Raw genomic sequence first — 20,668 nt, 5'->3', positions numbered from 1 at the left:
GCAGCTCAGCCAGCAGGTGCCGTGAGATGCCGGAGCGGCCGGACCCCACTGCGGGCGACCACGACCTGACGTGGACCGAACTCGGCGACGGCCTGTGGCTCATGGCGGCCATCGGCACGACCCCGCCCGCCCCGCCACCGAGGCCTCCGGAACGACCGGCCGCCCCGCTTCCCGAGCACCGGCGAGAGCCCTCTGCGCGTGATCGCCCCTTTCCCTCGACCGAGGGCGGGAGCGAACCCGATCGTGAACCCCCGGTGGCCGACCGCCCTTCGTTCGCCGAGCTGGCGGACAACGGCGGTCCGCTCGCACCGCGGGCCGGAGAGCCGCCTGGGGACGCGGACCTCACGAGCGCGCCGACGGCCCCGGTGCTGCCCGGCGCGCCCGAGCTCGTCCGCGCACTCCGCCCGTTCAAGAAGAAAGTCTTCTCGAAGCAGGCGGACGACGTCGAGCTCGACGAAGACCGCACCGCGGAGGAAGCGGCGCAGACCGGACTGTGGCTGCCGGTCACCAGGCGGCGCCGCGGCCGGTGGCTCGACCTGACGCTCGTCGTCGATTCGTCCCCGTCGATGGCGCTGTGGACGCCGACCGTGAACGCGTTCGCCCGGCTGCTGGAACGGCTGGGAGCGTTCCGGTCGGTCCGGGTCCGGCTGCTGGAAACCGGCAAGACCGGCGCCGCGGAGGGGGGCGAGGTCCTCGGCCCCACCCTGCGCGGTGGCACGGCCGACGCCCCGGCGCGCGGGGCGGGCGAGGTCATCGGCTCCTCCGACCGGAGCCTCCTGCTCGTCCTGACCGACGGCGTCAGCGACGCGTGGCACCGTGACCTGGTGGCGCCGATGCTCGCCCGCTGGGGACGGGCCATGCCGGTCGCGATCGTGCACCTGCTGCCGCAGCGGCTCTGGTCCCGCGGCGGGCTGGGAGTCCACCAGGTGGTGCTCACCCCGCCCGGCCCGTTGCGGCCCAACGGCAGCTACGGCGTGCGGTCGGCCGACGTCCTCCTGGATCCCGCCGAGGCGGCCGAACTCACCGCCGGGGCGGTCCCGGTGCCGGTGCTGGAACTGCAGGACCGGTGGCTCGGCTGGTGGGCGTCGATGGTCACCGGAGTGGGTGGTGTCGCCCGCAAAGCCGCGGTGGTGCTCGCGCGCGATCAGCCACGGCTCGGTGACCCCGGTGCGGCTCAGCCTCCGGAACGGTCCGCACGCGAAAAAGTGAGGCATTTTCATAGTTCTGCTTCGCCGCCGGCGTTCCGGCTGGCCACGCTGCTGGCGGCGGTGCCGGTGGACGTCGGCGTCGCCCGCACGTTGCAGGCGGAGCTGGTCCCCGGTTCCGGTCCTGGACACCTCGCCGAGGTCTTCACCAGCGGGCTGTTGAAGCGATCCCTGGACGGGACGCCGTGGGACCGCGCGAACTGGGAGTTCGCCGACCACGTCCGCCAGTTGCTGCTGCGGGGCGCGCGGCGCTCGGACACCGCCCACGCCGTGATCAGCGCGTCGCGGCGGTTCGGGGATCGGAATCCGGTGCTGGCGCGGCTCCAGGCGGCCCTGGCGGCACCCGACGCCACGCTCGATCCGGCGTTGCCGGCGGCGACGGCGGCGGAGATCGCCCTGGAACGTGACCTTATGCGTGCGCTATCCGGTCCGTATTTGTCCCGGGCGGACCGGTTGGAGGCTAAAATAGCGAGCATTGGTCAACTCGGTGATCCACCCACTACGATCCCGGCGGTGAGTGACACGATGTCGCAGGAACTCAAGCCGACGGGTTCCTCGAGCGAACCTGCAGCCGTCGTCCAGCCTGACACCAGGAATGTCGATATACCTCCACCGGTGGGCGAAGTGTCACCGGTTGTGCGGACGAAGATCGTCCGGGAGATCGCCGACGTGGCCAGCCGAAGCGAACGCCGTTCCGGTGACGAAGCACCACCCGTCTGGGGTGCGGTACCGCCCAAGAACCCCAATTTCACCGGAAGGCGTGAACTGCTCGATCAATTGACCGAGCGGCTCGGAGCCGGTACCACAGCCGTCCTGCCTGCGGCATTGCACGGAATGGGAGGTATCGGCAAGACGCAGATGGCGGTGGAATATGTCTACCGGCACCTGAAGGACTATGACATAGTCTGGTGGATTCAAGCCACCCAGCCGACCCAGATCCGCAAGTCCCTCACCGAACTCGCCCAGCATTTGCGATTGCCCGGCAGCGACGAAGCCATCACGGCTGTTCCGGCGGTCAAGGAGGCGCTTCGGCTGGGCCGCCCTTATCGGCGCTGGCTGCTCGTCTTCGATTCGGCCGAGGACCCGGCCATGGTGCGGCAGTTCTTCCCGGTGGACGGGCCGGGCCAGATCCTGGTGACCTCGCGCAACCCGACCTGGGCCGGTATCGCGCGGCCGTTGGAAGTCGCCGTCTTCCAGCGTGAAGAGAGCAAGAACCTGCTCGCCCTGCGCCGCTCCGAACTCGTCGACGCCGACGCGGACCTCATCGCCGAGAAGCTCGGCGACCTGCCGCTGGCCATCGAACAAGCGGCGGCATGGCTGGCCGAGACCGGGATGCCGGCGCGGGACTATCTCGACCTGTTCGAAGAGAAGGTCACCGAAATCCTCGATACGGCCGCGCCCAACGACTACGAGGTGTCCGTCGCCGCGGCGTGGAACGTCTCGTTCGACGAGCTGAGCTCCCGCAGCCCGGCAGCTCACCAGCTGCTCCAGGTTTGCGCCTTCTTCGCGCCGGAGCCGATTTCGCGCAGCCTGTTCACCGGGGTGCGCGACGCTTCCATCGCTCCGGAGCTCGACGCAGCCCTGCGCGACCCCATGCGACTGGGGCGCGCGATCCGCGACATCAACCGGTACAGCCTGGCGAAAATAGACCATCGCAGCAACACCCTGTTGCTGCACCGATTGGTCCAGTTGGTCTTGCGCGAGAGGATGAGCGAGCAGCACCGGACGGAAATGCGCCACGGGGCGCACCTGCTGTTGGCGAAAATGGATCCGGGTGACCCTGCGTCACCGGCGACCTGGACGCGCTACCAGGAGATCCTGCCGCACATCTACGACGCCGAGCTGACCGACTGCACCGATCCGTGGGCGCGCCAGCTGGTGATCAACCTGTGCAAGTTCCTTTACAGCTGGGGTGATCACGAGGGCGCACTTTCGCTGGCCGAGCGGGCGGTCAGGGCGTGGACGTCCGATCGGGAGCAACGACTGGTCCGGGGAGAGGAACTGGTCGAAGACCCGCCGCTGCTGGAACTGAGTGCGTCGGAGCGAGTAGCATTCTTCTACTGGGTGGTGGGCCGGTACGACGAAGCAGCCAAGGTCGCCAAGCAAACACTGGATCGCTACACCGACGCGATCGGCAAGACTCGTGAAGAGACGCTGAACGCGCAGCTCACCTACGCGATGATCCTCAAGGCACGGGGAGATTTCGCGGAAGCCAGGCGACGCAACGGGGAAATCTACGTCAACGCACGTGGTCTGTACGGCGAGGACGACCCGGTCACCCTCTCCACGGCGCACGATTTCGTCGTGGCGCTACTGCTGACCGGGGAGTACGAAGAAGCCCGCGAGCTGGCGGAGAAGACCTACAGCCGCCGAGTCGAAATCTTCGGCTTCGACAACGTCGACACGATCGCCACGCAGGTACTGCTCGTACTCACGCGCCGCGAACTCGGGAACTACCCGTGGGCCAAGATCGAGATGGAGCGCATCGCGGAGCGTGCCGAGCAGCTCTACGGTAGTGACAGCGTCGGTACCCTTCGTCGTCGCTACTACCAGTCGGTGTCGTGCCGCAAGGACGGCGATCACGACACCGCGCTCGAGCTGTCGAGAGAGGCGCTGCGCAGGTTCCGCATCCGCTACGGCAACAGCCACCCGAACGCGATGGCTTGCGCGCTCGGGCACTCCATCGACCTCCGGCACGCGCGCGAGTTCGCCGAAGCTCGTGCGCTCGGCGAAGAGGTGTACAACCTCTACCGGGAGAACCTGGGGGAAAGCCATCCGCACACACTGTCGGCACAGCTCGACCTCGGGGTGACACTGCGGCTCGGCGGCGATCCCGCCAGTGCGCGCGTGGTCGACGAGAAGGCGCTGGCCGGATTGAGCGAGAAGGTCGGCGAGGACCACCCGCACACGATCGTCTGTGGAATCAACCTGGCCAGCGACCTCTTTGCGCTCGACCGGGTGGACGAGGCGGTGGCCCTCGACGCCGACCTCTTCGACCGCGCCCGCCGTGTCCTGGGCGAAGACCACCCGACGACCCTGGCGGTGCAACTCAACCGGTCGCTGGACTTGCGGGCCATGGGGCAAACCGCGGAGGCGGATGCGCTGTACGAAGACGTGCTGACGCGGTACCGGCTGATACTAGGTGAAGCCCACCCGGGTGCGGAGTCGGCGTCGCGTGGTGTCCGTGCGGACTGCGACATCGACCCGATGCCGCTGTAGAGCCGCCTCGGGCCGGGTGGCTCAGTGGGTGAACCGGCCCAGCCAGCCGGCGATCGCTTCCACGGACGGTGCCGTTCCCGGCTCGTCGCGCAGCAGGCGATGCACCGCCCGGACGAGTTCCGGGCGGTGCAGCAGTGCTCGTGACGCCGGTCCGGTGCTCCACGCCGAGAGGGCGAGGCCCAGGCCGACCAGTGCCGACGGGTCATCCGGGTCCACTGCCAGCAGGTGCCGGTACCCGGCCGCCGCTTCCACCGGCCGTCCGGCGACGAAGTGCAGGTCTGCTTGCGTCGCGCCCGGCACTGAAGAGGCGTGCTCGGCGAACCGGGTGGTGCCGTCAGGGCCCAGGCGAAGCCGGATCAGGTCTGTCCGAGCGTCCTGCCAATCCCCGTCCGGAACCGGGGTCGGCACCCGGGGATCCGGCAGGCCGGTCACGGCACAGCGGGGCCGGGAGAGCCCTTCCCGCCAGTCCGCTGCGAGTTCGGCAACCACGCCGGGGTCGGGACGCAAATGCCGGGTCCGCCAGGCCGCATAGTGGTCTTCGGTCGCAAAGCGCGCCCACCTGCGGGGGCCCGCGGTGACCGGTTCGGTCTGCCACGGCCGGAGTCTTGCGGCGATACCGTCCAGGAACCGGCGGCCTGCCGGGGTAACGCTCTCGTCGGTGCGCACCGTGGCGAGCGTGCGCCAGACCTGTTCGCGCCAGAGGGCGAATTCGAAAGCGGCGAGGTCGTGGTCCGGTTCCGCCGCGGCCAGCGCCCGCCAGAACGATGCCACGCCGAAGAAGGCGTAGATGCCATGAAGCACACCGCCGATCGGACGTGGGTCGGGGCGCCACGGTGCGTACAGTCTTTCCCGCGGATCATCCTCGCTGATCCCCGCGAGGTGGAGCAGACCGCCGAGCTGGATGTGCTGGAATTCGTGCACGAGTGCGGCCGCGAGCGTGGCCGGATCGTCGCCGTAGGCGACGATCGCGCTGCCGAAGGCTTCTCCGGTCGACGCACTGGGCAGCCGGAACGGAACCGCCGGCGCCGGCACGATCGAATCCAGGCCGACCGGGAGAACCTCCGCGATGGCGGGCAGGTGCCGGCCGAGCAGCCGCCAAGCGCCGTCGAGCACCGTTCGCCACGATTCGACTTCGACCGGGCGCAACCGCTCCGGCGGAATCGGCTCGTACAGCCCGCGGTACGGATCCACGTCGTCGAGCCGGACCGCGAGCCGCCGGTCACCGGCCCACAGAACCGTTTCCCGGATCCCGGACCATCCCGGTGCGTCGGCGGACGGGCGTGCGGGCAGGTGGACCACCGAGTGCCGGCCGCGAACTGCCACGACGCCGTGTGCGCTCCGGATGGTGGCGACGGAAAACGGAGCCTCGGCCTGCAGGTGTGCCAGCCCGAGCGTCGGCAGGACGGCGGCCCCGCGCCACACCGGCAGTTCCGCCTCGAAGGGGATGCCGGCGCGAATGGCGGCAGCTGCGGCGAGGCAGTGCACGTACCCGAGGTGAACCCAGAACGGACAGGTACCGGTCACGTCGTGCCGGTAGAGCCGGGTCGTGTAGCCGGCCCAGGTTCCGGTGTACGGGTGGGAAAGAATCGCCTCGAGCTCGTTCGGCGCCGCCCGTTCCACCCTGGCCAGCAGTTCCCATGCCGTTTCCGGTGAGGGCAGCGGGCGGTACAGGTCTTCCGATTTCGTGGCCACTTCGACGAGGCCGCGCAGCAGCAGCAGTCGACGGCTTCGCTCCGCCGCTCGCAGCCTGCGCAGCACCCCCGGCGTGCTGTCACTCCGTGCGACCGCGTCGAAATCCGTCCACAGCAACTGGTGTCGGCTCAGTTCCGTGGTGAGGTGCGGGGATTCCGCCGACTCCACGATCAATCGACCCGTTTCGCGCTGCCGCTTCCACTCGCGGTCACCTGGATGTGGGCGACGCGTTCCACCGCATGTCGTACCGCCCTGCGCATTTCGCCGCCCTCCAGTGTGCGCAGCCTGCTGAGCGAAACGCCTCCGAGGTCCACGAGTTCCGATTCGATTCCGTCTTCTGCGCCGGAACGAGCTGCCTGCATCACGCTTTCCCTTCTCGCAGGGAGAACGGACCCCGTCGGCCCGCTTTGCATTATTCCGCATGGCGGGCGGTTGCGACAGGGACGGACGCAGTGCGCCGTTCAGGTGACGTGAACCGGACCGCTTGCCACCGCGGGCCGGGAGGCACAAGGGATCATGAACCCGGTCGGCTGCACGCGAAGATGCACCGGATTTCGCCGAAGAAACCGGCCTTCGCCGCGCGTACCGCACGCGGAAGAATCGACTCAGCTGTCCATCTTTTGCCCACTCCTATGCCTCCGGTCGATGGGTAAAATCACCGTTCCCGGGCTGCCGGGCGGGAGGTGGTTCGTCCAGTGTCGGCCGGAGAACGAACTTACGGACCGAGCCGTGAGCTGCACACCCCGTCGACGGTTCGCGTCGCGGTCCGGGAGGCGATCGTCAATCTCCTCGCCAAAGCCGGGCTGGCCGCGGACCGGCCGAGCCGGTCACTGCTGGTGGATCTGATCCACGACAACCTCGGTTTCCCGCTGGCCCTCTCCGAACACGCGACCGGACGGGACCAGCTGATCGACGTCGTCAACGCCTGCGCCCGCGCGGAAGGCGGGATGCACGCGCTCGACCAGGCCGTCCGCATGCTGCGGCCGGGCTCTCCGGAAGCGGAGCTCCTGCACCGGCTCGTGCACGAACCGCGGATGCACGACCTGCTGCCGGATTCCGAACTGCTGTGGCTGCGTTCGACGCTGGCCGGGGTCGCCCCGCCGAGGCTGGGCGCGCTCCTCCGCCGGTCCGCGAGCCCCGCGGTCTGCCCGGCCGGCGAACCGGGGGACGCCTGGGAGGCGTTCTGCCTGCTGACCGAGCTCAACACGCCCGCGCACGGACTGCCGCCCGCGCTGACCTTCGTCGAACTCGTCGCCGCCGAATGCCCGCGGGCGCTCGGCGACGCACTGCGGGAGTGGAACACCTGGCAGGCCCGGCGGGTCCAGGGGGAGGCCCGGCTGCACGAACTGCGCGCCGAACACAAGCCCGGCGCCGCCGACGGGCTGCGCCTGCACCTGGTGATCATGGTGGAAGTGGACGGCATCGACCCCGACCGGCACGTCGTTTCCCATTGGCGGCAGGAAGATCCGCGGGAGTGGCCGCCCGCCCGCGGCGGGATGGCCACGGTCCAGGGGGTGGACCTCGAGCACCACGTCGACCGGCTGGTCGTCGACGCCGAGCGTGCCTGGGCCGAATACCGCGAGGAAGTGGCGCTCGAATTCATCCTGCCGCGGGCGCTGGTCAACCTCCCGGTGCACCGGTGGTGCAAGGAACACGAAACCGGTGATCCCCGGCCGCTTTCCCTCGATTACCCGATCGTCATCCGCTCGCTGGAGCGGATGTTCTCCCGGCAGTGGCACCGCGCGTGGCGGATCCGGTGGGAAGCGATGCTCGGCGACCCCTCCGCCGAACGGGTGTACTACTGCCGGCCACAGGACACCGCGAAGCGCCATCGGCTCGACGCCACCCTCAGCGACGGGCGGTGGCTGGTGATGGTGCTCGCCGAACCGCCGCCGGTGCGGCCGCGTCCCGGGGAGGACGAGCTGGCGACGGGGTTGCGGACGGGGATCCCGGCGCTGCTGTGGCACCCCCACGCGCCTGCCGAAGTGGTGCGTGAACTCGTCGCCTGGCTCGTCGACGGCGGCGGGCTCGGCGATCTTCCCGTGCGCACCCAGGATTCCCGGCGGGCGGCGTTCCGCGAGGTGACGATTCCCGTCGACCTGCGGGTGGCCGGCGACCTGGTGATCCTGTGGGACGACCCGAGCAGGCTGATCTTTCTCGACGATGGCCCTTACCTGTCGGATGTGACTCGGGAGAATGCGGATGAACGGGGAAAAGCGTCCTGAACGGCCGGACTGGTGGATCTACCGCGGGACCGGCCGGCCGCTCGACGGTGCCACGCTCGCCGATCTGCTCCCACCCGCGCCACCCTGGCGCGCGTTCGACGGCGGACCGTTGCCGGACGAGGACGTCGTGCCGCCCGACGAGGGTGAGGCGGCCCGGCGGCTGGGGTCGGAACACCGGCTGATCGCCCGGCACGTCGACACGCACGAGATCGACATGGTCAACGCGGCGCTGTACCTGCGGCGGCCGTTGCTGGTGACCGGCAGACCCGGCAGCGGCAAGTCGAGCCTCGCGTACCGGGTCGCCCGCGAGCTCGGGCTGGGCCGGGTGCTCCGGTGGCCGATCACGTCCCACACCACGCTGAGAGCCGGTCTGTACACCTACGACGCGATCGGCCGGGCCCAGGCGGCCGGCACTCGTTCGGCCGTTCGGGACGGCGACCACGAGCCGCCGATCGGCGAGTACCTCCGGCTCGGCGAACTCGGCACGGTCTTCCTGCCCCGCCGGCTGCCCCGCGTCCTGCTCATCGACGAGCTCGACAAGAGCGAAGCCGATCTGCCGAACGACCTGCTCAGCCTGTTCGAGGACGGCGAGTTCGCGATCCCCGAACTGGTGCGGATGCGCAGCCGCAGCCGTGAGGTCGAGGTCTTCACGGCCGACCCCGACCTGACGGCGACGGTCGTGGACGGCCGGGTCCGGTGCGTGGCCTTCCCGTTCGTGGTGATCACCAGCAACGGCGACCGCGACTTCCCGCCGGCCTTCCTCCGCCGGTGCCTGCGGCTCGAAATCCAGGACCCCGACATCGAGCAGCTGGCGGCCATGGTGGCGGCACACGCCCTCGATCCGGGTGACGTCCACCGGTCCCGCATCATCGAGGAGTTCGTCAGCCGGAGCGAGGCGTTCGGAGGGCTGCCGGTCGACAAACTCCTCGAGGCGGTCTACCTGGCGACTTCGGGGGCGTACCACGACGAAGGCGATTCCTGGCCGCGGCTGGTGGACGCGCTGTGGCGGCAGCTGAATTCCGTGGTGCCGTGAGATGGCCGAGAAGCCGCGGGAGATCCGGGTCGGGAGCGAGCCGTTGTCGTGGAGCGAGGTCGCCGACGCGGTCTGGCTGGCGGCGGCACTCCGCCGGCCGTCGGCGCAACCGGACGATGAGCCGCAACCGGAACCCCCGGCGCCGGATCCGGCACCCGAGCTGCCGCCACCCCCGGTCGGTGAGCCGGACCCCGGGGAGGGCCGGCGGCCGGTCGCGGGGCCGGAACCGGTGGCCAGGCGGCAACGGCATCACGTGGTCGGCGGGTTCACGCGGGACGTCCACGAGGGTGGCCGCCAGGGGACGCCGTCCAACGGCCGGACCCCGAAACCGGGGACCATGCCGGGTGGCCCGGACATCCTGCGGTCCCTCCGGCCGTTGAAGCAACTGCGCCCCTCCACGCGGGAAGACGACCTCCAGCTGGACGAAGAATCGACCGCCGAGCAGGCCGCGCAGGACGGCCTCTGGCTGCCCGTGCTGAAGCCCGCCCCGACGACCCGGGTCCTCGACCTGACGGTGGTGGTCGACGCGGGCGCGTCGATGGCCCTGTGGCAGTCCGAAGTCACGGCGTTCCTGAAACTGGTGCAACAGCTCGGAGCGTTCCGGACGGTCCGGATCCGGTACCTCGAAACGGAAGCCCGCGCGACGGACGGCTCCCTCTCACCGGTGCTGCGCGGCGGCACGCCGGACGCGCCGCAGCACAGCGCGGCCGAACTCCTCGGCTGGTACGGCGACCGGCTCATGCTGGTCCTCACCGACGGCGTCGGCGAAGCGTGGCGGCGCGATCTCGTGTCGCCGCTGCTCGCGCAGTGGAGCCGGGGCATGCCGGTCGCGTTGGTGCACCTGCTGCCCCAGTACATGTGGAAGAAGGGCGGTCTGCTGCTGCACCGGGCCTTGCTGGCTTCGCCCGGCGCGTTCCGGCCGAACCGCCGTTACGGGTTCGAGCTGCCGGACGCCTGGATGACCATGGCGGATCCGGAAAAGGCGGTCTCCGGCGCGGTGCCCGTCCCGGTGCTCGAGCTGGAGGGCCGGTGGTTCAGCTGGTGGGTGCGCTTCGTTTCGCGCACGGTCACCGAGGCGGTGCCGGGCACGGTGCTGCTGGCCCGCGACCAGCCGCTGCCCGAGCCGGTGGACGACGAGGCCGCCGTGCCCCTGTCGGCCGAGGAGCGGGTCCGGCGGTTCGTCGGTGCGGCCACACCGCCCGCGTTCCGCCTCGCGACGCTGCTGGCCGCTGTCCCGGTCAGCCTGCCGATCGCCCGGTTCGTCCGGGCGGAACTCGTCCCCGAAGCGGGGACGGCCCACCTCGCCGAGGTGTTCACCAGCGGCCTCCTTTCCCCGCCGGAGAAGGGGAACACCGTCGAGGACGACGCCGTGTTCGAGTTCCCGATCCCGGTCCGCGAGGCCCTGCTGGCGGCCGGACGACGGGCGGAAACCGTGCGAGTGGTCGCCGCGACCGGACAGCGCTTCGGCGAGCGGCACCCGGTGTTGCTGAAGATCGCCGACGCGCTCGCCGACCCCGACCGCGCCGCCCTGCCCGACGACGCGGCGGACGTCTCGCTCGAGCGGGTCGTCATGCGCGCGCTCTCGGGCCCGTACGCCTGGCGAGCAGAACGCTTGCAGGAGCGGGAACACGAGCTCGCCGCCACGGAGGAGGGACGGGACGTCGTCGCGGAGGACGGCACAGCCCCGCCCGCGACGGCCGACCCGGGCCTCGCGGCGGAGCGGCTGGTCGCCGACGTCCGCGAAGAAGCGGCCACCTCCCTGCGCCGGGTCCGGCGGATCACCACCGACGCGCCGGTCGTCTGGGGCGCGGTTCCGGCGCGCAACCCGGAGTTCGTCGGCCGTCGAGAACTGCTCGACCGCCTCGCGGCGAGCCTGCGGTCGGCGGGCTGCGCGATCCTCCACGGGCCGGGTGGCCTCGGCAAGACCCAGATCGCCGTCGAGTACATCTACCGGCAGTTGCGCGACCACGATCTCGTCTGGTGGGTCAGCGCGCCCCAGGAGTCCCAGATCCGCGCCTCCCTGACGGAACTCGCCCGGCAGCTGCGGTTGCCGGGCGCCGAAGAGGCGCTCACCGCGGTGCCGGCCGCCTTGGCCGCGCTTCGTGCGGGCAAGCCCTACCGCCGCTGGCTGCTCGTCTTCGACGCGGCCGACCACCCCGAGTCCCTTCTGCCCTTCCTGCCGGCCGACGGGCCGGGCCGGACGCTGGTCACCGCGCGGGACAGCGCTCCCGACGGCTTTCCCGCGGAGTCGATCGCGGTGGGCCGGTTCGCCCGGGCGGAGAGCATCGAACTCCTGCGCCACCGGGACCCCGCGGTCGCGGACGCGGACTCCGACGCGCTCGCGCGAAAGCTGGGCGACCTGCCGATCGCGCTGGCGCAGGCGGCGGCCTGGCGCGCCGAAACCGGCATCCCGGTCGCCGAGTACACCCGGCTGCTGGACGAAAAGGTGGCCGAGATCCTCTCGGCGTCTCCGCGACCGTCGGACGACGAGATTTCCGCGACGGCTGCTTGGAACGTCTCCTTCGACGGCATCGCAACCCGCAATCCGGCCGCGCACCAGCTGCTGCAGGTCTGTGCGTTCTTCGCCGCCGAGCCGATCTCCCGCAGCCTGTTCGCCGGGGTGCGGGGCGTGTCGATCGCTCCGGAGCTGGACACCGCGATGCGGGACCCCGACCTGCTGGACCGGGCGCTCAGGGACATCAACCGGTGCCAGCTCGCGAAGCTGGACCACCGCAGCCGCACGCTGCTCCTGCACCGGCTCGCGCAACAGGCGCTGCGGGCCAGGATGTCCGACCGGACCCGCGCCGAGATGCGCCACGGCGCTGCCCTGCTGCTGGCCAACCTCGATCCGAACGACCCCGAGACCGCCCCGCTGTGGCCGCGCTACCAGCTCGTGCTGCCGCACCTGCGGTACGCCCGCCTGATCGACTGCGACGACCCGTGGGTCCGGCGACTGCTGCTCAACCTGATGAAGTTCCTGTACTTCTCCGGTGATCACGCCGGGGCACTGGCGCTGGCCGAAGAAGCCGCGACCGCCTGGACGGACCGGTACGGCGAGGATGACGCCCAGACCCTGGCCGCGTCGGAGCAGCTCGGGCGCATGCTGTGGGTGCTCGGCCGGTACGAGGCGTCATCGGAGGTGTGCCGTCGGACGCTGCGGCTCTACCAGCGAACCGTGGGGCCGGATTCGGAACAGGCCCTGCGGGCGGAGACCCTGGTGGCCTTCGGGCTGAAGGCCAGCGGTGACTTCTTCGCGGCACGGGACCTCAACCGGCGGACCTACGAGAAGGCCCGGTTCCACTTCGGTGCCGACGATCCGTCCACGCTGGCCGCGGCACACGACCTGGTCGTGTCGCTGCTGCTGGCGGGAGAGTACGAACAGGCGCGCTGGCTCAGCGAAGACACCTACGAGCGCCGGTCCGAAGTCCTCGGCTACGACAACTGGGAAACCATCCTCACCCTCAACATCATGATCATCTGCCGGCGGGAACTCGGGGACACCTCCTGGGCGCGCATCGAACAGCAGAAGGTCGTGGAACGGGTGCGCGGCCTCTTCGGATCGGACGCCGACGGTGTCATTCGCCGCGACCACCACCTCGCGGTGGCGCAGCGCAAGGACGGTTATCACGAGGCCGCGCTCAGCCTGTCCGGCAGCGCGCTCGAGCGCTTCCGGCGCAAGTACGGGCCGGATCACCCCAATGCGCTGGCCTGCGCGCTGGCTCACTCGCTCGACCTGCGCAACGCGGGTGAGCTGGCGGCGTCACTCGAGCTCGGCGAGCAGGTGCTGGCGCAGTACCGGGTCAACATGGGTGACCGGCACCCGCACACCTTGGTGGCCGAAGCGGACATCGGTGTGACATTGCGCTTGCTCGGGGACCCGGCGGCGGCGCTGCGCCGCGACGAGGAGGTGCTGACGGGGCTGCGGGACCGGCTGGGCCCGGCGCATCCGCACGTGCTGGCGTGCTCGATCAACACCGCGAATGACTGGCACGCGCTCGGCGATGTGCAGCGTTCCTTGCGGATCAACACCGAAACCCTCGCGCGGCTGCGGAGGGCGTTGCCCGACAGCCATCCCATCACGCTCGCGGCCAGGCTCAACCGCGCCCTGGATCTCGAGCGCCTGGGCCGGATCCGGGAAGCGTTCAGCCAGCACCAGGAAGTGCTCGGCGCGATCGGCCGGGTGCTCCGTCGCGGCCACCCGGCCATCGCCGCCGCGGAAAACGCGGTGCGCGCGGAGTGCGACATCGACCCGATGCCGTTGTGATCCGGTCAGGACGGCCCTTCGCCCATCCAGGCGGCCAGCTTTTCGATCGCGGGGGCACCGCCCCCGTCACGCAGTGTCCGGTGCACCGCGCGAACCAATTCGGGCGTGGCGAGCAAGGCCTGCCTGGCCGGTCGGTCCGGGAGGGACAGCGCCAGGCCGATCAAGGCCGGAGCGTGGTCCGGATCGGCCGCGAGGACCGCGGCGTACGCCGTCCGGGCTTCGTCGACCCGGCCGTCGGCGAGCAAGCGATCGGCCTCCAAGGCCTCCGGGACCGACGACCACAACTGCGACAGCCGGGTTTCGCCGTTCTCGCCCAGCCGGATCCGGACCAGATCGGCGCGGGCGTTCGGCCACTCGCCATCCGAAACGGTGTCCAGCCGGCTTTCCGGCGTCCAAGGCGGACACGGTAGGCCGTCCTGCCAGGCCTGCGCGAGTCCGGCGACTGTCTCAGGCTCGGGGCGGAGGTGGCGGAGCCGCCAGCCGGCATCGTGGTCGACGGCCAGGGTTTCCGCCCACTGCGCCGCTTCGCCGAGCGTCGGTTCGTCCTGCCACGGGCCGAGTACGGCGGCGAGCTCGCCGAGAAAGCGCCTTCCCGCGTCGGTCAGGGCCGGGTCTTCGCGGATCGCCTCGAGCGTCCGCCAGCTCTGGATGCGCCAGTGGGCGAATTCGAACGCGGCCAGCAGGTCGTCAGGACGGGCCCCGGCGAGCGCTCGCCAGAAAGCCGAGACGCCGAAGAACGCGTAGATCCCGTGCACCAGCCCGCCGAGCGGCCGGGGGTCTTCCCGCCACGGCGCGTAGAGCCGCTCGGTGCGGTCGTCGTCGTGCAGCCGGACGAGCTGGAGCAGAGCGCCCAGCCGGACGTGCTGGAACTCGTGGACGAGTGCCGCGGCCAGCGCCGCCGGTTCGTCCGGGGTCGCGATGACCGCGCTGCCGAAGGCCTCGCCCGTCGATGCACTGGGCAGCCGGAACGGGACGGCCGGCTCCGGCACGATCGACATCAGGCCGGTGGGGAGGACTTCGGCGTACTCGGGAAGGTGCTCGGCGATCAGGTCCCAGGCCTCGCCGAGCAGGTTCCGCCAGTTCGCCGCATCGGTTTCCGGCAGCCGGGCCGGCGGGATCGGGTGGTACAGCCCGCGATGCGGGTCCAGGTCGTCGAGCCGCAATTCGATGACGCGGTCGCGGGCCTCGAACCGGAACGTCCGCAGCGGGCTCCAAGCCGGCTGGCCGGGGGCGACCGACGAATGGTCGCCGCGAATCGTGAAGGCTCCGGCCTCCCCGTGTACCTCGGCGGTGGTGAAGCCACGGTCTTCGGCCAGCCGGGCCGCTCCCAGCGTCGGCAGCACGACGATGCCGTCCCAAACCGGCACCCGGACAGTGAAGTCGAGGCCGGCGTGGATCGCCGCGGTGGCGGCGAGCGTGTGCAGGTAGCCGTAGTGCACCCAGAGCGGGCCTTCCCCGGTCAGGTCCTGCTCGACCAGGCGGGTGGTGTACCCCGCCCAGCTTCCGGTGTACGGGTGGGCGAGGACCCGCTCCAGCGCGTCGGAGTCGGCCTCCTGGGCCCGGACCAGGAGGTCCCAGGCCGCCTCGGAACCGGCCAGCGGTCCGGTCAGCCGCGGGTCGGTCGTCGCTCGTTCCGCCAGTCCGCACAGCAGGAGCAGGCGGCGGCTGCGATCCGCGGTGCGCAGGACGTCCACCGCGGCGATCCCGCCGCTGCCGACGGCCAGCCGGTCGAAGGTGTCCCAGTCGGTCGAGTGCACACCCGGCTCGGCCGGGACGCGGTCCATCGTGCGCACGGAGAACCTTTCGGAGCGGTGGTCAGTCGACGCGTTTGGCGCTGCCGCTGCTGCCGCTCGCGGTCACCGGGATGTGGGCGGTCCGGTCCACGGCGTGGCGGATCGACCGGCGCAGCGTGACCGGGTCCAGCCTGCGCAGTTCGGACAGCGAGATCGCGCTCAGATCGAGGAGTTCGGATTTGATCCCCGGTTGTCCATTGCCATCCGGAGATCGCATGCCGATATTACCTCTTCTGTGACTTTGAAACGACGGGAAGAAGCATAATTTAGCACGCTAGTCACTGCTCCATTGGAGTGACCCTGGCTAAGCGTTTGCCCTGGCAGCAGGGGCTCGGGATGTCGAAACTCGCCAAACATATGATCGAACTCGGTCGATGTCGCGGAATTAAACACGCTGTGTCATGTCCTGGTTGCGCTTGGGTACGACCCGGGGGAGGCGCAATTCCGGTCGATTGTCGATTTGTCGCGACAATGCCCGGCTGGGTTGTGACTAGTTCGCGATGCCGAGGGCTGTGTGCAGCAGCGTCGTCAGTTCGGCTTCGAAGTGTGGCCTCGATGCCACGCGGCGTGTCCGGGCCAAGTCGTTGGCGATCGTCAGTGCCGCGTGGACCGTGATCTTCGCTTCTCGCGGCGGCAGCGACGGCCGCACCGCCGACAGCAGCGTCACCCACTGGGTCACGTAGTCCCGCTGGACCCGCAGCAGGTCCGCCTTGTCCCGGTCCGGCATCGTCACCCGGTCCGCCGAGAACGAGACCAGCAGCTCCGGCGTGTGCAGGATCGTGTCGACGTACGACGCCGCCAGGCGGCGCAGGGCCGAGCGTTCGTCCGGTGCCTGGAGGGCCCGCTCCGCCGCCAGCGCCAGTCTGTCCGCCGCTCGGTGGCCGATCGCCACCATCAGGGCCGCCTTGCTGGGGAAGTGGCGGTAGACGCTCGGGCCCGCTATGCCCGCCGCCGCTCCGATGTCCTCCATGCTCACGTCGTGGAAGCCTCGCTGGGCGAACAACGTCGTTGCCTCCGCCAGGACCTGTTCGCGGCGGGATGGGGTGCCCAGGCTCGAAGCTACTGAAGGCGGGGGAGACGACGGCGACGGGAGTGTGGCGTTCAGCACATCGAGGGCCAGCTCGACCAGCAGCGCGGCGAAGCGGCGGCGGGCCACCGACGTGTGGTGGACCGACACGCTGCCGAACACCGACAGCGCCGCCCAGCACAGGAGCTCGGCGTCCGCCGACGGCAGTTCGGGGCGGCGGACCTGCAGGGCCTTCGACCACGCCGCCAGCGCCAGCATCGACCGGCGGGCGATCTCGCGCTGGTCCTCCTTGGGCAGGTGCCTGCCCTCCCAGCGCCACAGCGCCGCGATCTCGCGGCGCTCGACCGCCTGGGTGGCGAGCCGGCCCAGCAAGGATTCCAGCTGGTCAGACGCCGGAACCGTGTCCGACAGTGCCTCCGCCGTCGCCGCTTCCAAGTCTTCGAAGCCGCTCAGGACCACGTACGCCAGGATCGCCTGCTTGTCCGCGAAGTGCCGGTACAGCGCCGGGCCGGTGACGCCCGCCGCGTCCGCGATGTCCTTGATGCCGACTCCGGGGAAGCCGCGGGCGCGGAACAGCTCCGCCGCCACCGCGGCCAGCTGGGCCTTGCGGTCGCGGGGGCGCGCACTACGCACAGAGTCGGTCATGGTGAGTGAACGATAGCGGCTAACGGCACACCTGCAACCCATTGACACCTTGGGGTTATCCGGCGATATGTTAATGGTCATTAGCCCTACTGGCCGGTATAGTCGGCCGCGGTACGAAGACGTCCCACACGCTCGCGAGGAGTTGTTCTGTGAGTAGCGAGGCCTACATCTACGAGGCGATCCGCACGCCTCGCGGCAAGAACAAGGGCGGTGCCCTGCACGGCACCAAGCCGGTCGACCTGGTGGTCGGCCTGATCAACGAACTGAAGGTCCGCCACCCGAACCTCGACCCCGCCGTGATCGACGACATCGTCCTCGGCGTCGTCTCCCCGGTCGGCGAGCAGGGCGCCGTCATCGCGCGCACCGCCGCGCTGAACGCGGGCCTGCCCGAGACCGTCGCCGGCGTGCAGCTCAACCGCTTCTGCGCCTCCGGCCTCGAGGCCACCAACACCGCCGCGCAGAAGGTGCGCTCCGGCTGGGACAACCTGGTCATCGCCGGTGGTGTCGAGTCGATGTCGCGCGTGCCGATGGGCTCCGACGGCGGCGCGCTGTTCATGGACCCCGCCACCGCCTACGACAACTACATCGTCCCGCAGGGCACCGGCGCCGACCTGATCGCGACCATCGAGGGCTTCTCCCGCGAGGACGTCGACCGCTGGGCCGTCCGCTCGCAGGAGCGCGCCGAGGCGGCCTGGTCCGGCGGCTACTTCGCCAAGTCCGTGGTGCCGGTCAAGGACATCAACGGCGTCACCGTGCTGGACCACGACGAGCACCGCCGTCCCGGCTCCACCGTCGAGGGCCTCGGCAAGCTCAAGCCCGCCTTCGCCGGTATCGGCGAGCTGGGCGGCTTCGACGCCGTGGCGCTGCAGAAGTACCACTCGGTCGAGAAGATCAACCACGTCCACACCGGCGGCAACTCCTCCGGCATCGTCGACGGCGCCGCGCTGGTCCTGGTCGGCTCCGAGCAGATCGGCAAGACCTTCGGGCTGACCCCGCGCGCCCGGATCGTGGCGACCGCGTCGATCGGCTCCGAGCCGACGATCATGCTCACCGGCCCCACGCCGGCCACCGAAAAGGTCCTGAAGACCGCGGGTCTCAAGCCCGAGGACATCGACCTGTGGGAGCTCAACGAGGCGTTCGCGTCCGTCGTGCTCAAGTGGATCAAGGACCTGCACCTCGACGAGGAGAAGGTCAACGTCAACGGCGGCGCGATCGCCATGGGCCACCCGCTCGGCGCCACCGGCGCGATGCTGGTCGGCACCGTGGTCGACGAGCTGGAACGCCGCCAGGCGCGCCGCGCCCTGGTGACCCTGTGCATCGGCGGCGGCATGGGCGTCGCGACCATCATCGAGCGGGTGTGAGGACTCCAATGGCCGAGAGCAAGACCATCCGCTGGGAGCAGGACGCTGACGGCATCGTCACGCTGACCCTGGACGACCCGAAGCAGTCGGCGAACACGATGAACGCCGACTTCCGCGAGTCGCTCGGCGTCACAGTCGACCGCCTGGAGGCCGAGAAGGACTCCATCACCGGCGTCGTCATCACGTCCGCCAAGAAGACGTTCTTCGCCGGCGGCGACCTGAACGACCTCATCCAGGCCAAGCCCGAGCACGCGGTCGAGCTGACCGAGGGCAGCACCCTGATGAAGGGGCAGATGCGCCGCATCGAGCAGCTCGGCAAGCCGGTCGTCGCGGCGATCAACGGCGCCGCGCTCGGCGGTGGCCTGGAGATCGCGCTGGCGACGCACCACCGCATCGCCGCCGACGTCAAGGGCAGCCAGATCGGCCTGCCCGAGGTGACGCTGGGCCTGCTGCCCGGCGGCGGTGGCGTGGTCCGCACCGTGCGCCTGCTCGGCATCCAGAGCGCGCTGCTGAACGTCCTGCTCCAGGGCCAGCGGCACCGGCCGGCCAAGGCGCTCGAGCTCGGCCTGGTGCACGAGCTCGTCGGCACGGTCGAGGAGCTCGTCCCCGCCGCGAAGGCGTGGATCAAGGCGAACCCCGAGGGCGGCGTGCAGCCGTGGGACGTCAAGGGCTACAAGATCCCCGGCGGCACCCCGTCGAACCCGAGCTTCGCGGCCAACCTCCCGGCGTTCCCGGCCAACCTGCGCAAGCAGATCAAGGGCGCGAACATGCCGGCGCCGCGGGCGATCCTGGCCGCCGCGATCGAGGGTGCGCAGGTCGACTTCGACACCGCGATCCAGATCGAGACGCGCTACTTCATCCACCTCGCCACCGGCCAGGTCTCGAAGAACATGACGAAGGCGTTCTTCTTCGACCTGCAGACCATCAACTCCGGCGGTTCGCGGCCGGACGGCTTCGAGAAGTACACCGCCAAGAAGGTGGGTGTCCTCGGCGCCGGGATGATGGGCGCGGCGATCGCGTACGTCTCGGCGAAGGCGGGCATCGACGTCGTCCTCAAGGACGTCTCACTCGAGGCGGCCGAGAAGGGCAAGGGCTACGCGGAGAAGCTGGAGCAGAAGGCCCTCTCGCGCGGCAAGACGACGCAGGAGAAGTCGGACGCACTGCTGGCGAAGATCAAGCCGACCGCCGACCCGGCCGACTTCGCGGGTGTCGACTTCGTCATCGAGGCCGTCTTCGAGAGCGTCGAGCTGAAGCACAAGGTGTTCGGCGAGATCGAGAGCGTCGTCAACGCCGACGCGGTGCTGGGCTCCAACACCTCGACGCTGCCGATCACCACCCTCGCCGAGGGCGTGCAGCGCACCGAGGACTTCATCGGGATCCACTTCTTCTCGCCGGTGGACAAGATGCCGCTGGTCGAGATCATCTGCGGCGAGAAGACGTCGCCGGCGACGCTGGCCAAGGTCTTCGACTACACGCTGCAGATCAAGAAGACCCCGATCGTCGTCAACGACAGCCGCGGCTTCTTCACCTCGCGCGTGATCGGCACGTTCCTCAACGAGGCCGTCGCCGCGCTGGGCGAGGGCGTCGAGCCGGCGTCGATCGAGCAGGCCGGTTCGCAGGCCGGTTACCCGGCGCCGCCGCTGCAGCTGATGGACGAGCTGACGCTGACCCTGCCGCGCAAGATCCGCAAGGAGACCCGCGAGGCGATCGAGGCCGCGGGTGGCACGTGGAAGTCGCACGCGTCGGAGGGCGTGATCGACCGCATGGTCGAGGAGTTCGACCGCAAGGGCCGCTCGACGGGCGCGGGCTTCTACGAGTACGACTCGGAAGGCAAGCGCGCCGGTCTGTGGCCGGGGCTGCGTGACGCGTTCAAGTCGGGTTCGGCCGAGGTGCCGTTCGAGGACCTCAAGGAGCGGATGCTCTTCGCCGAGGCCCTCGAGACGGTCAAGTGCTTCGACGAGGGCGTGCTGACGTCGGTGGCCGACGCCAACATCGGCTCGATCTTCGGCATCGGCTTCCCGGCGTGGACCGGCGGTGTCATCCAGTACATCAACCAGTACGAGGGTGGCCTGCAGGGCTTCGTCGACCGGTCCCGCGAGCTCGCGGCCCGCTACGGCGACCACTTCGAGCCGCCGGCATCGCTGGTGGAGAAGGCCGCCAAGGGCGAGATCTACGAATAACGGCTGACGTTCAAGGGCCGCCAC

General features: G+C 70.2%; 10 protein-coding genes. 6 read left to right on the top strand and 4 right to left on the bottom strand.

The annotated features are described in order from the left end of the window. The first annotated feature begins 26 nt into the window (after positions 1-26). Positions 27-4,424: an FxSxx-COOH system tetratricopeptide repeat protein gene (gene fxsT / locus CCN39_RS19535; protein ID WP_244210870.1), complete on the top strand. Its 4,398-nt coding sequence runs from the start codon at positions 27-29 to the stop codon at positions 4,422-4,424. Between the two features lie 21 nt (positions 4,425-4,445). Here fxsT (CCN39_RS19535) and CCN39_RS19530 read toward each other — a convergent pair whose 3' ends face one another. After that, positions 4,446-6,539 carry an HEXXH motif domain-containing protein gene (locus CCN39_RS19530; protein ID WP_086843982.1) on the bottom strand — a complete coding sequence of 698 codons (2,094 nt, stop codon included), beginning with the start codon at positions 6,537-6,539 and terminating at the stop codon, positions 4,446-4,448. Between the two features lie 272 nt (positions 6,540-6,811). Here CCN39_RS19530 and CCN39_RS19525 point away from each other — a divergent pair, with 272 nt between their 5' ends. The 3 genes from CCN39_RS19525 to fxsT (CCN39_RS19515) are packed head-to-tail and all read left to right on the top strand — an operon-like array spanning position 6,812 to position 13,638. Next, positions 6,812-8,341 carry a VMAP-C domain-containing protein gene (locus CCN39_RS19525; protein WP_244210869.1) on the top strand — a complete coding sequence of 510 codons (1,530 nt, stop codon included), beginning with the start codon at positions 6,812-6,814 and terminating at the stop codon, positions 8,339-8,341. Beyond that, a complete protein-coding gene (locus CCN39_RS19520) occupies positions 8,319-9,374 on the top strand; it encodes an AAA family ATPase (protein WP_086843986.1) in 1,056 nt (351 codons plus the stop codon). The genes CCN39_RS19525 and CCN39_RS19520 overlap by 23 nt, the downstream gene beginning before the upstream one ends. Position 9,375: 1 nt before the next feature. Next, positions 9,376-13,638 carry an FxSxx-COOH system tetratricopeptide repeat protein gene (fxsT, locus tag CCN39_RS19515; RefSeq protein WP_086843980.1) on the top strand — a complete coding sequence of 1,421 codons (4,263 nt, stop codon included), beginning with the start codon at positions 9,376-9,378 and terminating at the stop codon, positions 13,636-13,638. 5 nt (positions 13,639-13,643) lie between these two features. Here the strand turns inward: fxsT (CCN39_RS19515) and CCN39_RS19510 are convergent, their stop codons facing one another. The 3 genes from CCN39_RS19510 to CCN39_RS19500 all read right to left on the bottom strand — a co-directional run bounded on the left by CCN39_RS19510 (position 13,644) and on the right by CCN39_RS19500 (position 17,103). Beyond that, positions 13,644-15,422: an HEXXH motif domain-containing protein gene (locus CCN39_RS19510; protein WP_086843978.1), complete on the bottom strand. Its 1,779-nt coding sequence runs from the start codon at positions 15,420-15,422 to the stop codon at positions 13,644-13,646. Between the two features lie 31 nt (positions 15,423-15,453). Beyond that, the gene (locus CCN39_RS19505; protein ID WP_086843975.1) at positions 15,454-15,648 is read right to left on the bottom strand and encodes a hypothetical protein; all 195 of its coding nucleotides are present in this window, start codon (positions 15,646-15,648) and stop codon (positions 15,454-15,456) included. A 273-nt stretch (positions 15,649-15,921) separates the two neighbouring features. After that, the gene (locus CCN39_RS19500; RefSeq protein WP_086843973.1) at positions 15,922-17,103 is read right to left on the bottom strand and encodes a TetR/AcrR family transcriptional regulator; all 1,182 of its coding nucleotides are present in this window, start codon (positions 17,101-17,103) and stop codon (positions 15,922-15,924) included. 149 nt (positions 17,104-17,252) lie between these two features. On the opposite strand from CCN39_RS19500, the gene CCN39_RS19495 reads away from it, so the two are divergent. Next, a complete protein-coding gene (locus CCN39_RS19495; RefSeq protein ID WP_086843971.1) occupies positions 17,253-18,464 on the top strand; it encodes an acetyl-CoA C-acetyltransferase in 1,212 nt (403 codons plus the stop codon). A gap of 8 nt (positions 18,465-18,472) precedes the next feature. Beyond that, complete coding sequence (locus CCN39_RS19490) at positions 18,473-20,644, top strand: 3-hydroxyacyl-CoA dehydrogenase NAD-binding domain-containing protein (RefSeq protein WP_086843969.1); 2,172 nt, start codon at positions 18,473-18,475, stop codon at positions 20,642-20,644. The last annotated feature ends 24 nt before the right edge of the window (positions 20,645-20,668 follow it).

The sequence above is a fragment of the Amycolatopsis kentuckyensis genome, assembly GCF_002155975.1.
Taxonomy (GTDB): domain Bacteria; phylum Actinomycetota; class Actinomycetes; order Mycobacteriales; family Pseudonocardiaceae; genus Amycolatopsis; species Amycolatopsis kentuckyensis.
Note: the sequence above shows the minus strand (reverse complement) of the source record. Positions and strands in the feature narration are given on the sequence as shown.

What these genes read in the sequence shown, in the direction of transcription:
- CCN39_RS19510 (WP_086843978.1), bottom strand. Translation starts at nt 15,422, where the DNA reads ATGGACCGCGTCCCGGCCGAGCCGGGTGTGCACTCGACCGACTGGGAC.
- CCN39_RS19505 (WP_086843975.1), bottom strand. Translation starts at nt 15,648, where the DNA reads ATGCGATCTCCGGATGGCAATGGACAACCGGGGATCAAATCCGAACTC.
- CCN39_RS19530 (WP_086843982.1), bottom strand. Translation starts at nt 6,539, where the DNA reads ATGCGGAATAATGCAAAGCGGGCCGACGGGGTCCGTTCTCCCTGCGAG.
- fxsT (WP_244210870.1), top strand. Translation starts at nt 27, where the DNA reads ATGCCGGAGCGGCCGGACCCCACTGCGGGCGACCACGACCTGACGTGG.
- fxsT (WP_086843980.1), top strand. Translation starts at nt 9,376, where the DNA reads ATGGCCGAGAAGCCGCGGGAGATCCGGGTCGGGAGCGAGCCGTTGTCG.
- CCN39_RS19490 (WP_086843969.1), top strand. Translation starts at nt 18,473, where the DNA reads ATGGCCGAGAGCAAGACCATCCGCTGGGAGCAGGACGCTGACGGCATC.
- CCN39_RS19500 (WP_086843973.1), bottom strand. Translation starts at nt 17,103, where the DNA reads ATGACCGACTCTGTGCGTAGTGCGCGCCCCCGCGACCGCAAGGCCCAG.
- CCN39_RS19520 (WP_086843986.1), top strand. Translation starts at nt 8,319, where the DNA reads ATGAACGGGGAAAAGCGTCCTGAACGGCCGGACTGGTGGATCTACCGC.